We start from the raw sequence: 15,362 nt of genomic DNA, 5'->3' as shown, positions 1-15,362 counted from the left end.
GGTCGACGTGCTGGTGGACCTGCACAGCTCGCCGGGGTTCACCAACAGACCCAGCCCGTACGAGGTGGTGGTCTTCGGGTCGCGCTCGGCCGGGGAGAGCAGGTGCAGGCCGCACGCCTGCGCGCTCTCCAGGTAGGCGGTCGAGCCGTCGGCGGTGAGCAGGATCTCACCGGCCGCCGGCCGGCCCAGCGGGTCGACCGTCGACACCGGCACCCGCCGGCCACCGAGGGCCTCGGCGAGCACCTCCACGAAGCCCGGTCCGCCGTCGGCGAGCGGTCGGATCAGCAGATCGTCTCCGTCGGTGACGGTGCGCCAACCGGCGGCGACGGCAGCGGCCACCTCCGGTGCGGACAGGGTGCCGGCGAACTTGTCCGGGCAGAGCAGCACGCGCATGCCGAGCAGTGTGGCAGCCCACACCGAGCGAGGCTGCGTCGCGCTCGCGCTGTGGGACCATGGGCTACGTGACTTCGACCTGGGTGGAACCCTCCAACACGGCGACGGCTCTGCTGCTGCTCGGCCGGGGCAGTGACCCCGACACCGAGCGCGGCGTCGAGTGTCCGGGCGACCTGCCGGCGCCCAGCGATCCGGATCTGGTGGCCCGTGCCACCGCCGCGAAGGCGAAGCTGGGCAGCAAGGTCTTCGTGCTGGGGCACCACTACCAGCGCGACGAGGTGATCCAGTTCGCCGATGTGACGGGCGACTCGTTCAAGCTGGCCCGGGAGGCCGCAGCCCGCCCGGACGCGGAGTACATCGTCTTCTGCGGCGTGCACTTCATGGCCGAGAGCGCGGACATCCTCACCACCAGCACCCAGCGGGTGATCCTGCCGGACCTCGCGGCGGGTTGCTCGATGGCCGACATGGCCGTGCTGGGCCAGGTCGAGGCCGCGTGGGACACGCTGACCGAGCTGGGCATCGCTGGCGACACGGTCCCGGTGACGTACATGAACTCCTCGGCCGACATCAAGGGTTTCGTGGGCCGCAACGGCGGCGTGGTCTGCACCTCGTCCAACGCCAAGCGCGCCCTGGACTGGGCCTTCGAGCAGGGGTCGAAGGTGCTCTTCCTGCCGGATCAGCACCTGGGCCGTAACACCGCTGTGCTGGAGATGGGCCTGTCGCTGGACGACTGCGTGCTCTACGACCCGCACAAGCCCGGTGGTGGGCTCACCCCGGAGCAGCTGCGCGACGCCAAGATGATCCTGTGGCGGGGGCACTGCTCGGTGCACGGCCGGTTCACCCTGGAGAGCGTCAACGACGTACGGGAGCGGGTGCCCGGGGTCAACGTCCTGGTCCACCCGGAGTGCCGGCACGAAGTGGTCACGGCCTCCGACTACGTCGGGTCCACCGAATACATCATCAAGACCATCGAGGCGGCTCCGGCCGGCTCGGCGTGGGCGCTCGGCACCGAGCTGAACCTGGTCCGCCGGCTCGCCCTGGCGCACCCGGACAAGCAGATCATGTTCCTGGACAAGGCCGTCTGCTACTGCTCGACGATGAACCGGATCGATCTGCCGCACCTGGTCTGGGCCCTGGAGGAGCTGGTAGCGGGCCGGGTGGTCAACCAGATCACGGTGGACGCCGACACCGCGCACCACGCCCGGGTGGCGCTTGATCAGATGCTCGCGCTGCCCGGCGCGGACACCCCGCCGCCGACGGTGTCCTGATCACGATCCGTAGCGCTCTTGGTACGCAAAAGTGCCGGATCACCGATTAATGCCACACACGCCGATGTGACCGAGTCCTTTTTCGTCACCGAGGGCTATGCTGCCCAAGCGACGACACACGCGAGCCGTTTCGATGTGGCCGCATCCGGGGTAGCGACGACGTTCAGGCACCCCACCATCAACACAGCAGCACCGACGCGCTGGAGGTTGCGTTGACCGACGACGTCCTGGTTGTGCACGGAGGCACTCCGCTCGAAGGGCGGATCCGCGTGCGCGGCGCGAAGAACCTCGTTTCGAAGGCGATGGTCGCCGCACTGCTCGGCGACAGCCCGAGCCGACTGTTCGACGTGCCGAAGATCCGCGACGTCGAGGTGGTGCGAGGTCTGCTCGGCCTGCACGGCGTCAAGGTCACCGACGGCGCCGAGGACGGCGAGCTCGTCTTCGACCCGGCGAACGTGGAGAGCGCCAGCACCGACCAGATCAACGTGCACGCCGGTTCCAGCCGGATCCCGATCCTGTTCTGCGGCCCGCTGCTGCACCGCCTCGGGCACGCGTTCATCCCGGATCTGGGCGGCTGCCACATCGGCCCGCGTCCGATCGACTTCCACCTCCAGGCGCTGCGCGAGTTCGGCGCGACTGTCGAGAAGCGGCCCGAGGGGTTGCACCTGTCCGCGCCGAACGGGCTGCACGGCACCAAGTTCGCCCTGCCGTACCCGAGCGTCGGTGCCACCGAGCAGGTGCTGCTGACCGCCGTGATGGCCGAGGGCGTCACCGAGCTGCGCAACGCCGCGGTGGAGCCGGAGATCATCGACCTGATCTGCATCCTGCAGAAGATGGGCGCGATCATCAAGGTCCACACCGACCGGGTGATCGAGATTCAGGGCGTGCCCAAGCTGCACGGCTACACCCACCGGCCGATCCCGGACCGGATCGAGGCGGCGAGCTGGGCGGCCGCCGCCCTGGCCACCCGTGGTCACGTCGAGGTGCTGGGCGCTCAGCAGGCCGACATGATGACCTTCCTGAACATCTTCCGCTCGGTCGGCGGCGAGTACGAGGTCACCGACGCCCGCGCGCCGAAGCTGGGCGACCCGGGTCAGGAGGGCGGCATCCGCTTCTGGCACCCGGGTGGTGAGCTGAACGCGGTGGCGCTGGAGACCGACGTGCACCCCGGCTTCATGACCGACTGGCAGCAGCCGCTGGTCGTGGCGCTGACCCAGGCCCGTGGCCTGTCGATCGTCCACGAGACGGTCTACGAGCAGCGGTTGGGCTACACCGAGGCGCTCAACTCGATGGGCGCCAACATCCAGGTCTACCGGGACTGCCTCGGCGGCACCCCGTGCCGCTTCGGCCGGCGCAACTTCAAGCACTCCGCCGTGATCGCCGGGCCGAGCAAGCTGCACGCCGCCGACCTGGTCATCCCGGACCTGCGGGCCGGGTTCAGCCACCTGATCGCGGCGCTCGCGGCCGAGGGCACCTCCCGGGTGTACGGGGTGGACCTGATCAACCGGGGCTACGAGGACTTCGAGGCGAAGCTCGCCGACCTGGGCGCGCACGCCGAGCGTCCGTAACGTCGCTCACCCATCGTTCGGCCACGACGGCTCCAGGTCGCGCTGCGACCTGGAGCCGTCGGTCGCTGTACCGCGATGTGCACCGGGCGCGGACCGTTGGCTACCCTTGCCGCGTGCCGTCGCTCTTTCGCCGCAAGTCCACCGACCTCGTCGACGAGGCCGTCACCTCGGTGACCCCCGAGGAGACCGCTGAGCGTTCCCGGGGTTACACCCCGGCCAAGGGTCGGGAGACGCCCAAGCGGCCGACCGTCGGCCGTCGGCCGGCCGGCCCCACCCGTCCCCTCACCAAGGAGGAGGAGCGGGAGCGCCGCCGGCAACTGCGTGCCGAGGCGGCGTCGGAGTTCCGCCGCGAGGGTGGCCCCCGCGACCGTGGCCCGGAACGGCTGCTGGCCCGCAACGTGGTCGACTCCCGGCGTACCGTCGGCACCTGGTTCTTCGGCGGCGCGCTGATCGTGCTGGTCGGCTCGAACGCGGCCATGCCGCCGGTGGTCCGGCTGATCTCCAACGTGCTCTGGGGAGCGCTGGCGCTGGGTGTGGTCGTCGACTCGGTGCTGATCTGCCGCAAGATCAGCAAGTTGGTCCGGGAACGCTTCCCGAAGACCGACCAGCGGATGGGCTCGCTCTTCCTCTACGCGGTCATGCGGTCGATCACCTTCCGCCGGATGCGCGCTCCGGCGCCCCAGGTCAAGCTGGGCGACAAGGTCTGACCCGCGGGCGGGCCGTCCTACAGCTCCACGATCCGCGCACCATCAGCGAAACTGCTGCCTCAGACATCTGCGAGGCAGCAGTTTCGCCGTAACTGCGCGGATCTTGTCGTGCGTTCTTCATGCTGAACGGGTCGTTGTTCGACAGACCGAACATGTGACCAATGGAGCGAAGGCATGCCTTCGGAACCGGCTGCCCCCCTGGCCACCATCGCCGCCGCCCTGCGCCGGGAGCGGGAACGGGTCGGCATCTCGCTGACCGAGCTGGCCCGCCGAGCGGGGGTGGCCAAGTCCACCCTCTCCCAACTGGAGTCGGGCACCGGAAACCCGAGTGTGGAGACACTCTGGGCGCTGGGCGTCGCCCTCGGTGTGCCGTTCAGCCGGCTGGTGGAGCCCGTCGACGACGGCGTACGGGTCATCCGGGCCGGGGACGGGCCGCACGTCCGCTCGGAGCAGGCCGACTTCAGCGGAACGCTGCTCAGCGCCGGTGCGGCGCACCTGCGCCGGGACGTCTACCTGATCAGGCTTGAGCCCGGCGCGGTGCGGGCCGGGCCCGGACACACCCCGCGCAGTATCGAGCACGTGGTGGTCGCCGCCGGCCGGCTGCGGGTGGGGCCCGAGGCGGCACCCGTCGAACTCGAACCCGGCGACTACGCCACGTTCCCCGGCGACGCCCCGCACCGTTACGAGGCGCTCGCTCCCGGTACGTTCGCCGTCCTCGTCATGGAGCACCCCTGAGGGACGTGGGCGTTCCCGCCGCAGCCAGGTGATCCTTGAGTGCGGTAAGGTCGGAGTCCAGATTCGCTTATAGGACCAAATGTCCGAAACCAATGGGATAACGTTTGCGCCGGTGGGCGGCAGCACAGTGGCGGTGAGCGAGCCCACGCCGTTACCCTCCATCCGCAGCCACGGCCTGCCGGAGCGGCGATCTGACCGGCGCGTGCGGCCCCAGCGCGACAATTTGCAACGAGGTGACAACGCGTGAGCGAGCGGACGCGAGCCGGCCACCGGGGCGTGGCAGGCGGCGACCGGACGCCCAGCGGTCACCCGACGGCGGCTGCGGACACCTCACCCCCGGCGAGAATCGACCGAGCGGCCGGGTGTGGCGACGGGCTCGACGGATGAACGGCCGCTACACCGACCGGTGGTCAGACCCGAACGAACCGTCCTGGGTGGTCGAGCCGACCACCGAGTGGCACCCCCAGTTCCCCGGCCAGCGTTACGCCGGCGACATCGGCATGCCGCACCAGCCACCACCGCGCGGACGCGCGACGGTGTCCGGTCGCGCCGAGGTGCCGCCGCTGGCGCCCACCCGCCCGGACGGCACCTACCTCGGCCGGTCCTGGTCTGACGAATCACCGGCGGAACAGGCACCTCACGGCCGTTCCTGGGCCGACGACGAGCAGGGCGAGGCGTCGGCCTACAGCCGACTCCGCAGCGACGAGCTCGCGGCTGACGCGTCCGCCTACGGCCGGCCCGACAGCGCTGACTCCCGCCACTACGACCACGAGCCGTACCGTCGTCCGCTGCCCGAGCCACCCCGCCGCGACGACCGCCGCTCGCCCGAGTCGGACCGACGTACCGCCTGGTCCGACCGACGCCCCGCCGACGAGCGAGGTCCCGCTCGGGAAGCCGCCTGGCATCGGGACCAGCCCAACCCCGAGCGGTACGACAGCCGCGGCCCCCGGCAGGAGCCCGCCGAGCGGGATCGGAGTTACCGGGGGTCCCCGCCGGTCTCCCCCGCGCCCCGACCGGAACCTGGCTGGGTGCCCGAGCCGGACGACACACCACGTCGGCGCGGCACGCCGGAACGGCCCGCCGCTGGTCACGAACGGCACACCGCCGACGGGTACGGCGTCCGACCCACCCGCGACCACGACGGCCGCGTCGCCGACGGGGTCGACCCGTGGGCATCAGTGGACGGCCGCACGCGATACCGCGCCGACGGGTACCCGGACCGGGCCGCAGACGACCTGCGCCGCCCGGAGCCGCGCTACCGCGCGGACGAGGGGATCGGCGCAGCGCCCTCACCCAACGGTGGGCGACGGCGTCGCCCCGAGCCGGACCTGCCCGACCAACCGCGCCTCGACGACGACCGGCGGCGGCCCGACACCGACCCGCACCGGCGGCAGCCCCGTGAGGCGGCGGCCCGCGCCGAGGCGTACCCGGACCGGCGACCCCGCGAGCAGGCCCGCCCGGACGGGTACCGCGACAACGGGTACCGCGAGGACGCACCCCGTGAGGACGCGTACCGCGAGCCCCGGCCGCAGCCGGGCCAACGGTCGGACGGCAGTCTGCCCTGGCCAGCACCGGGTCCGGTGCGCCAGGACCGCACCCGGGAGCCCGGCCACCGCACCACGGACCCGCACCGCACCGACCCACACGGCAGCCCCGACCCGTACCGCACCACGGACCCGTACCGCACCACGGACCCGTACCGTGGCGCCGACCCGTACCGCGGCACCGAGCCGGGCATGTCGCCGCGCCCGGCCGCCCGGCCCGACCGGCCGGCGGCCACGCCGTCCCGGCCTGACGAGCGCCCGGCGGCCACTCCGGCGCGGTACGACGAGCGACAGGTACGCCCGGCCGCCACGGCGCCGCCCGCCTCCGACCGCGCCATGCCGGTCTCCCCGGAGCGGCCCGTGTCGCCAGCACCCGTCTCCCCCGCCTGGGACCGACCGGTGTCAGCCGCCCCAGCTTCCCCGCAACGGCCGGTGTCGCCAGCACCCGACTCCCCCACCAGCCGCGGCTGGGACCGACCGGTGTCGGCCGTCCCGGTCTCACCCGCCTCCGACCGGCCAGTCTCGGGGCCACCCGCCGCGCGCCTGCGGTTGGAGTACCTGCCCGCGCCGGTGGACCTGCCCGGTGCCGACGAGCGCTCGGACGCCCCGCCGGCATCGGGACGCCGGCCGCTGGCCGAACCGCCACCGGCATCCGGACCGCACCCCGCTCCGCCGCCGCGTTACCCCGGCCCGGACAGCCGGGACCGTCCGGCGGACCAGCGGCGCGGCGAGGAGCCCGGCCCGGACCGCCGTCGGGTCGACGACCCGTTGGCCGGCGCCCCACCGACCGACCGCCGCCCGACCTCCCCGGACCGCTCGCCCCCGGCGGAGCCGCCGCACCCCGCCGATCGACCGGCCGCGCCGGATCGACCGGCCGCGCAGCAGCGCCCGTACCCACCGGAGCGACCGGCACCGACGGCGGACGCCCGCCCGTCGGTGGCCCCGCCACCCACCTGGCATGCGCAGCCGCCTCCGGCGACCCGGTCCGACCCGACCCCGGCCGACACGAGCCCGGTGGCTCCGCCTCCGGCGGCCCCGCAGCCACCGGCGGCGGAGGTCGAGCCGGTGCTCCCGCCGGCCCCCGGTACGCCGCGCCGCTACGTACCCCCGCCGCCCGCGGAAGAGCCGGTGGCGCCCGTTCACGAGCCGGACGACGTCCCGGGTACCCGCGGACCGGAGGCGTGGTTCAGCCCCGCTCAGCCCGCCGAATCCGACCAGGCCGAGCCTGCGACGGACCAGCGGCCGTTCGACCCGGTCGACGACGAGGCCGGCGACCCCGACCGCTCCGCGACACCGGACGCGCAGATGTCCACGCCGGCAGCCGACACTCATCACGGTGTGGCCGACGAGCACGCCAGCGGGTCGGCACCAGACGACGCGTTCGACCCGGTCTCCGCGCCGCCCGCCCACCCGGTCTCCGGTGCCCCGCGGCTCTGGGCGGACGACCTGGACGACGACCCGCAGCCCGGCTTCGACACGGAAACTGTGGATGGCGACCAGCCCGTCTCCGGCGTACCTGTCGTCGCGATGCCCCACCAGCGGACCGAAGCCGACCTCGACGCCGACCAGCACCCCTTCGCCGCATCACCCAGCGCGGACACCGATCCGGTCGAGCACGACCCGACGGACGAACCCGCGCCACCCGGCGAGCTGGCGGACGCGATCGACGACCCGAGCGCGAGCCCGGCCGACGGCTCGCGAGTCGACGAGTGGCGGGGCGACGCGGCGACGCATGTCACGGCTGCGGACGACACGAGCCCCCCCGTCTCGGCACCTCCCGTCTCGGCACCGCCGTTCTCCGCACCGCCCGCCTCGGTCACGCCGGTCTCCGCACCGCCCGCCTCGGTCACGCCGGTCTCAGTTCCTCCGGCAGCGCCCGTATCGGCGCCACCCGCGGCGCCCGTCTCCGTGCCGCCCCTCTCCTCCGCGCCCGTCTCCGCACCGCCGGCACCGACCGCAGCTCCGGTGTCCGCACCACCCGCCTCAACGCAGCAGTACTCCGTAGCGCCCGTATCCGCGCCACCCGCGCCGGCACAGCCGTACTCCGGAGCACCGGTCTCCGCACCGCCGGCACCCGCAGCAGAGCCCGCCTCCGCGCCACCGGCCTCGACACCACCGCCCGCCGCAGCGCCCGTCTCCGGACCGCCGGCGTCGATAGCGCCGACGTCCGCGCCGCCAGCGTCGGTGGCGCCGACGTCCGGACCGCCAGCGCCGGCCGTACCCGGCCCGAGGAGCGGCTCGGACGGAGAGCACGAGCAGGCGTCCGCGCCACCCGACGAAGCACCGCCGGTGGTGACCCGCCCGTCGCTGGCCGACCCGGGCGACCCGGAGCAGGTGCTGGCCGCGTACCGGTGGCGGTTGGACCCGGTCACCCTGCGCGAGGAGCTGACCGAGCCGGACGACCTGCGGGCCATCCGTCGGCGGCTGACCGAGAAGTTGGGCTCGGCAGTCGACAACCGTGCCCGGGCCCGGCTGCTCAGCCTGCGGGCGGTGGCCTCGCGGATCCTCGGCGACCTGGACGACGCGCTGGCCGACGGTCGGCTCGCCCTCACCTACGCCGAGGCCACCGGCGAGTTGCGCCGGACCGCGCTGGCCCAGGCCCGGCTGGCCCACGTGCTGCGCTGGCGTGGCAACTTCGCCGAGGCCGACCAGCTCTTCGCCCAGGCCAACTCGGTCGAGTTGCCCGACCGGCTACGGGCCGCGCTGCACGAGCACGCCGGGCGGTCGTGTTACGACCAGGGGCGGCTCATGGAGGCGTGCGAGCACTTCGAGAAGGCGCTCGACCTGCGCGGCGCGGGCGACGCCGAACTGCTGGACCGGGTCCGGGTCGCCCTCGACGCGGTCACCGTGCGGGCCGAGGCGGATGGCTTCGGGGCGTACCCCCGGGGTCGGGACGAGGTGCTCGACCGGGACCGGCCCCCGTTGCCGGACCGGGACGGGTCGCTGTGGGGTTACACCAGCCAGGACGGCGACGTGGTCGTCCCCGCCCGGTACGCCGAAGCACAGCCCTTCCACGACGGGTTGGCCTGGGTCCGCCGGCCGGACACCGACCGCTGGTCGCTGATCAACCTGCTCGGTACGACGGTGATCCCGCCGTCCTTCCGGGCCGCGCAGCCGTTCAGCGACGGCCTGGCGTGGGTGGTCGGCGAGGGTGGTTGGACGGCGATCGACGCGACCGGGGCGGTGCAGGTCGCGCCGAACTTCGCCGAGGTACGACCGTTCCGGCGTGGGCTGGCCGCGGTGCGGCGCGAGGGTTGGGGGGCGGTCGACCGGACCGGTCGGGTCATCGTGCCCACCCGCTACCACGGCTTCGTCACCGAGTTGGCCGACGGCCAGAAGATCGACGGTTTCACCGACGAAGGGCTCGCCGTGGTCGACGTGGCGGGTCGGCGGGGCGTGGTGGACCGCACCGGCACGGTGCTGGTCCCGCCGGCGCACCCGATGCTGGTCATCCACCCGGTGGCGTTCCTGGTCGAGAGCGACAACGGGCGGTGGGGCGCGCTGGACCGGCGCGGCGTGCCGCTCATCGATCCGGTGCACCGCGATCGCGCCGAGGTGCTGGAGGAGATCGACCGGCTACTCACCGACGCCAACCCGGTGCTCTGAGTCGCCGGTCGCCGGTGTTGATCCACTGGGGCTAGGGTCGGTACATGGAATTCCGACACCTGGGCCGTTCCGGCCTGATGGTCAGCGAGATCTCGTACGGCAACTGGATCACCCACGGTTCGCAGGTCGAGGAGGACGCGGCGTTCGCCTGCGTCCGGGCCGCTCTCGACGCGGGGATCACCACCTTCGACACCGCCGACGTGTACGCCGGCACCCGGGCCGAGGACGTGCTCGGCCGGGCGTTGCAGAACGAGCGCCGTGAGGGCCTGGAGATCTTCACCAAGGTCTACTGGCCGACCGGGCCCGGCCGCAACGACCGTGGCCTGTCCCGCAAGCACATCATGGAGTCGATCAACGGCTCGCTGCGCCGACTGCGCACCGACTACGTGGACCTCTACCAGGCCCACCGGTACGACTACAGCACCCCGCTGGAGGAGACGATGGAGGCGTTCGCCGACGTCGTCCACTCCGGCAAGGCGCACTACATCGGCGTCTCCGAGTGGACCGCCGCCCAGCTGCGCGCCGCCCACCCGCTCGCCCGGGAGCTGCACGTCCCGCTGGTGTCCAACCAGCCGCAGTACTCGCTGCTCTGGCGGGTCATCGAGACCGAGGTCGTGCCGGCCAGCGAGGAGCTGGGTATCGGGCAGATCGTCTGGTCGCCGATGGCGCAGGGAGTGCTCTCCGGCAAGTACCTGCCGGGCCAGCCGCCGCCGGCCGGTTCCCGGGCCACCGACGAGAAGTCGGGCGCGGGCTTCATCTCCCGGTTCATGAACGACGACGTGCTGACCCGGGTCCAGCAGCTCAAGCCCCTCGCCGAGCAGGCCGGGCTCAGCATGGCCCAGCTCGCCGTGGCGTGGGTGTTGCAGAACCCGAACGTCTCGTCGGCGATCATCGGCGCGTCCCGCCCCGAGCAGGTGCACGACAACGTGAAGGCCGCCGGGGTGAAGCTCGACGCCGACCTGCTCACGGCGATCGACGACATCGTCGAGCCGATCGTCGAGCGGGACGCGGCGAAGACCGAGTCCCCCGCGCAGCGTCCCTGACGTTGTTCCGGCCCGGCCGGCGCGAATCCCTCGCGCCGACCGGGCCGGGTCAGCTCCGCCCGGTCAGCTTCGCCCGGTCGCCGGGCCCGGTCAGCTTCGCCCGGTCGCCGGGCCCGGTCAGCTCTGCCAGAAGCGGATCAGCTCCAGGCCGGTGGCGTAGAGCCACGACGGCAGACCGAGCAGGTCACCGACAGCGAAGACCGCGTCGAAGAACCAGCCGCCGATGCGCGGGTTCCACAGCAGCGCGAAGAGCAGGATGAAGCCGTACGGCGCGAACAGGTCGTACATCTTGCGCCACTGCGGGGTGAGCCACGGCTGGATCATGTTGCCGCCGTCCAGGCCGGGCACCGGCAGCAGGTTCAGCACACTGGCGGTGAGCTGGAGGAAGGCGAGCAGCGCCACCCCGGCCCAGAACTCCACCGGACCATCCGACCGGGTGCCGACCTGCACCGCCGCCACCAACAGCAGCGTGAACAGCACGTTCGTCGCCGGGCCGGCGAGGCTGACCAGGGTGTGCCGCAGTCGACCCGGGATGGCGTGCCGGTCCACCCAGACCGCGCCACCCGGCAGGCCGATGCCGCCGAGCAGCACCACCACCACCGGCAGCACGATCGACAGCAACGGGTGGGTGTACTTGAACGGGTTGAGCGTCAGGTAGCCGCGATGGGCGATGTCCCGGTCGCCGGCCCGGTAGGCCACCACCGCGTGGGCGTACTCGTGCAGGCAGAGCGACACCAGCCAGCCGGACACCACGAAGAGGAACACGTTGAGCCGGACGTTGCCGTACCCGTTCCAGGTCAGCACCCCGCTGACCGCGAAGAGCGCGACCAGACCGAGGAAGACCGGGCTGGGCCGGAACGCCGCCTTGGGCACGCCGAGGACCAGCCCGTCGCCGCCCGGGCGGTCGTAGGCCATCACTCGGCCGTGGGCAGCAGGCTCATCCGGTAGTCCACCCGGTCGTCCTCCACGAGCGCGACCGAGGTGACGCCGGACGCCGCGAGCTCCCGCCAGGTCTGACCGATCCAGGATTCGGCGTCGGCCTGGCTGCCGAACGACTCCGCCGGTCCCTCGACCGTCTGGCCGTCCGTGCCCTCGTACCGCCAGCTCCACGCCATGCCGCGTCTCCCCTCGCCGCTGAAGTCCCCGTGGGACGAACCCTCGCCAGCGTAGTCGGCCCGGCGCGCAACGGCCGCTCGCTCGCCCCCGCGGGGCCGACGGGGTGGATCAATCCGATCGAAGCCGGCCGGTACGGTGGCTCGGTGCTGACACGGGGAGTGCTGCTCGGCGGCCGGTACCGGCTGGGCGAGCGGGTGGCGACGGGTGGGATGGGAGCGGTCTGGCGCGGCACCGACGTCCTGCTGGAACGCGAGGTCGCCGTGAAGGTGCTGCTGCCGTCGCTGGTCGCCGATCCGGAGTTCACCGCCCGGTTCCGGGCCGAGGCGCGGATGCTGGCCGCGCTGCGCCACCCCGGCGTGGTGCCGGTGCACGACGTCGGGCAGGCAGTGCTCGACGACGGCAGCCAGGTCGACTACCTGGTGATGGAGTACGTCGAGGGCGAGCCGTTGTCCGCCCGCGTGCGCGCGGTGGGGCGGCTGGACCCGGCCACCACCATGTCGGTGCTGGCCCAGGCCGCCGACGCGCTGCACACCGCACACCTTGCCGGCATCGTGCACCGGGACGTGAAGCCGGGCAACCTGCTGGTCAAGGGCGACGGCACCGTGGTGCTCGTCGACTTCGGCATCGCCCGGTCCCGCGACATGGCCGGGCTCACCGCCGCGAACATGGTGCTCGGCACCGCCTCGTACATGTCCCCCGAGCAGGCCACCGGGCAGCCGGTCTCAGCCGCCACCGACATCTACGCGCTCGGCGCGGTGGCCTACTTCTGCCTTTCCGGGCAGCCGCCCTTCCACGGTGACAACCCGCTCGCGGTGGCGCTGCGGCACGCCCAGGAGGACCCGGCGGCGCTGCCGGCGGACACCCCACCGGCGGTTGCCGCAGTGGTGGCCCGCGCGCTGGCCAAGCGTCCGGAGGACCGGTTCGGCAGCGCCGCTGAGTTGGCCGCTGCCGCCGCCGATGCCCGCGACGCGACAGTGGCGAGCATTCCGGTCTCCGCCCGCCCACCGTGGGCGCTGGCCGCTCCCACCCCGGGCGTCGCGGCCCCCGCCGTCCCGACTTCCGTACCGCCGGCCGGCCCGACTCCCGTTCCGCCAGCCGGCCCGGCTTCCGCACCGTCGGTCGCGGCGACGCCGCCCGCCGGGTCGGTGTCGGCAGGGCCCGCCGCTCTACGCCCACCGGCGGGCGTCGCGGTCGAAGCGACGACCGAGCCGAAGCCGACCCGGGAGGACGCGCTCGGGAGCGGGCCGCCGGGCCGACGCCGTCCGCTGCTGGTCGGGGCAGGTGCGGCCGTCCTCGTCGCGCTCGTCGTCGCGGTGGCCGTGGTGGCGCTTCGACCCGAAGCGAAGTCGGGTTCGGCGGACCAGCCACCCGCGCTGGCCGGCGAGTCGGCGGCGGTCACCGACGCACCGCTGCCGCCCGGGGACGCGACCACCACCGGGCCCGGGCCCAGCGCAACGCCGCGGGTCGGTCGCACCGCGACGGCCGACCCGACCGGGTCTCCCGCCGACGCGACGACCAGCGGCGACCCCACCGGCGCCGCGGCGCCGGGTACGCCGACCGGTACGACCAGCAGCCGACCGACACCCAGCCGCACCCCGTCCAACCGGCCCAACCCGTACACGGCCGCCCAGGCGTGCGGCAGCGGCTACCAGGTGATCGACTCGGCGACGCTGACCGGCGGGGACGGGCAGCGCAAGGGCCGGGTCTTCCTGCTGTACCACGCGGGCACCGGAACCAACTGCGTGGTCACCCTCAAGGACACCGCGGTCGGCGCGAAGTCCGCCGTGTCGGCGTACCTGGAGGTGCAGGGTCGGGCCCGCAGCACTGACAGCGGGTCCTTCGACTACTACGCCGGGCCGGTGCGGGCCACCGCCGCCGGGACGTGCGTCAAGTGGGGCGGCACCACCGGCGGCGTCAGTTACGGCAGCGGGTTCGAACACTGCGACTGACCGCCGCGCCGGCAGTGCAGCGGGCCGGGGTCGCGCCGCATTCGGGTGGGGGAACTGGGCGCTTCCCCGCAATGGAGGCGGAACGGACTTTCGATCTTCGGCAGGGTCGGGGCGACGTGCCCGGGCCCGAAGGATGAGAACTAAGGTACGGGCATGTCCGTAGACGGGTGGAACACGGTCCTGGTGCTCGGCGGTATCCGGTCCGGCAAGTCCGAGTTCGCCGAGTCCCTGGTCAGCGACGCGCCGGTGGTCCGGTACGTCGCCACCGCGCCCGAGGGCGACCCGGAGGACACCGAGTGGGCGACCCGGCTGGCGGCGCACCGCGCCCGACGGCCGGGCAGCTGGACCACCGAGGAGACCACCGAGGACCCACGCCGGCTGGCCGACGTGCTCGGGTCCGCCGAGCCCAACGAGTTGTTGCTGGTCGACGACCTGGGCGGCTGGGTGACGGTGCTGCTCGACCCGGACCACCAGCCCGCCGACGACGTGGCGACCATCGCCGAGCTGGCCGAGGCGATCCGCGAAAGTGCCGCCCGGGTGGTGCTGGTGAGCCCCGAGGTGGGGCTGTCGCTGGTGCCGACCACCCCGCTGGGCCGGGCGTTCACCGACGCGTTGGGCGCGGCCAACCGTGCGGTCGCCGACGCCTGCGACGCGGTCGTACTGGTCGTCGCCGGTCAGCCGGTCTGGCTCAAGTCGCCCGCCACCGCCACCGCCACCGAACCGTCCGCTCCCGCCACCGTGACCGCGTCGCCGGCCGCCGCCACCTCGCCGGCCGTGGCGAGCCTGGCCGACACCGAGCCCACCCCCGAGGTGCAGCTCCCCGACGTGCTGACCCCCACGCCGCCGGCCGCCCCGACCGCGGAACCGGGCAACCCGTGGGCCGCGCCGACAATGGCGCTGCCGATGGTGTCCACCGGGCTGGTCATCCAGCCCGGCATGGAGCTGCCGATGCCCGACGAGTACGCCGGCCCGCAGGCGGTCGACCGACTGGCCACGCTGGACGTACCGGGTGCCGGGCTGGGCGTGTTGGACCGGGTGGTGGGCTTCGCCGCCGCCACCCAGGGCACCTCGACCCCCGCCGCCTGGGGCTCGGCGCGGGTTCTGCTGCTGCACGGCGACCACGCCGGCGGGGCGGCGGCCGGCACCGTCGCCGGTGAGTCGGCACGCCGCGCCGCACAGGCTCGCGCCGGTCAGGGCGCGTTGGCACGGCTGGCCGCCGAGAGCGGCGCGAGTCTCCAGGTGGTGGACACCCCGGCCTCCGCGCCGATCGAAGACCAGCAGGCCCTCGCGCCGGAGCAGGTGGAGTCCGCGCTGCGTTACGGCTGGCGGTTGGCCGAGCAGGCCGCCGACGCCGGCGTACACCTGCTGGTGCTCGCCGCGTGCGGCGCCGGCACCGAGGTCCTTGACGTCCGGCAACGCGCCGCCGTGCGCCC

General features: G+C 73.5%; 11 protein-coding genes. 8 read left to right on the top strand and 3 right to left on the bottom strand.

Going from position 1 to position 15,362, the window contains the following annotated elements; translation table 11 throughout:
* On the bottom strand, positions 1-393 hold a 393-nt coding region (locus tag ABZ749_RS12810; RefSeq protein ID WP_357226940.1), incomplete at its 3' end, for a glycerate kinase.
* Positions 394-461: 68 nt separating this feature from the next.
* Between ABZ749_RS12810 and nadA the strand changes: the two genes are divergently transcribed.
* The 6 genes from nadA to ABZ749_RS12780 all read left to right on the top strand — a co-directional run bounded on the left by nadA (position 462) and on the right by ABZ749_RS12780 (position 10,864).
* Positions 462-1,661 (top strand): quinolinate synthase NadA, encoded by a 1,200-nt coding sequence (gene nadA / locus ABZ749_RS12805; RefSeq protein ID WP_357202858.1) that lies wholly within the window; start codon positions 462-464, stop codon positions 1,659-1,661.
* 212 nt (positions 1,662-1,873) lie between these two features.
* Positions 1,874-3,229, top strand: a complete 1,356-nt coding sequence (murA, locus tag ABZ749_RS12800; protein WP_124820727.1) for a UDP-N-acetylglucosamine 1-carboxyvinyltransferase — start codon at positions 1,874-1,876, stop codon at positions 3,227-3,229.
* Positions 3,230-3,342: 113 nt separating this feature from the next.
* Positions 3,343-3,936: a DUF3043 domain-containing protein gene (locus tag ABZ749_RS12795; RefSeq protein ID WP_355007751.1), complete on the top strand. Its 594-nt coding sequence runs from the start codon at positions 3,343-3,345 to the stop codon at positions 3,934-3,936.
* Between the two features lie 174 nt (positions 3,937-4,110).
* On the top strand, positions 4,111-4,671 hold the full coding sequence (locus ABZ749_RS12790; protein WP_357202862.1) for an XRE family transcriptional regulator: 561 nt from the start codon (positions 4,111-4,113) through the stop codon (positions 4,669-4,671).
* Between the two features lie 383 nt (positions 4,672-5,054).
* Positions 5,055-9,821, top strand: coding sequence for a WG repeat-containing protein (locus ABZ749_RS12785; protein WP_357226937.1), 4,767 nt, complete (start codon positions 5,055-5,057; stop codon positions 9,819-9,821).
* 44 nt (positions 9,822-9,865) lie between these two features.
* A complete protein-coding gene (locus ABZ749_RS12780; RefSeq protein WP_355007754.1) occupies positions 9,866-10,864 on the top strand; it encodes an aldo/keto reductase family protein in 999 nt (332 codons plus the stop codon).
* 117 nt (positions 10,865-10,981) lie between these two features.
* On the opposite strand, the gene ABZ749_RS12775 is transcribed toward ABZ749_RS12780, so the two are convergent.
* Both ABZ749_RS12775 and ABZ749_RS12770 read right to left on the bottom strand, forming a co-directional pair.
* Entirely contained in the window at positions 10,982-11,779 is a 798-nt protein-coding gene (locus tag ABZ749_RS12775) for a site-2 protease family protein (protein ID WP_357226934.1), read from the bottom strand.
* Complete coding sequence (locus ABZ749_RS12770; RefSeq protein ID WP_007463228.1) at positions 11,779-11,979, bottom strand: hypothetical protein; 201 nt, start codon at positions 11,977-11,979, stop codon at positions 11,779-11,781. Before ABZ749_RS12770 ends, ABZ749_RS12775 begins: the two co-directional genes overlap by 1 nt.
* Before the next feature lie 144 nt (positions 11,980-12,123).
* Between ABZ749_RS12770 and ABZ749_RS12765 the strand changes: the two genes are divergently transcribed.
* Together ABZ749_RS12765 and ABZ749_RS12760 are read left to right on the top strand one after the other, a co-directional pair.
* Entirely contained in the window at positions 12,124-13,929 is a 1,806-nt protein-coding gene (locus tag ABZ749_RS12765; RefSeq protein WP_357226932.1) for a protein kinase, read from the top strand.
* Between the two features lie 153 nt (positions 13,930-14,082).
* A partial coding sequence (locus ABZ749_RS12760; RefSeq protein WP_357226930.1) for a bifunctional adenosylcobinamide kinase/adenosylcobinamide-phosphate guanylyltransferase occupies positions 14,083-15,362 on the top strand: 1,280 nt, incomplete at its 3' end.

This window comes from Micromonospora sp. NPDC047753 (assembly GCF_040642735.1).
Taxonomy (GTDB): domain Bacteria; phylum Actinomycetota; class Actinomycetes; order Mycobacteriales; family Micromonosporaceae; genus Micromonospora.
The sequence above is the reverse complement of the archived record's forward strand: the minus strand, read 5'-3'. Positions and strand labels throughout refer to the sequence as shown.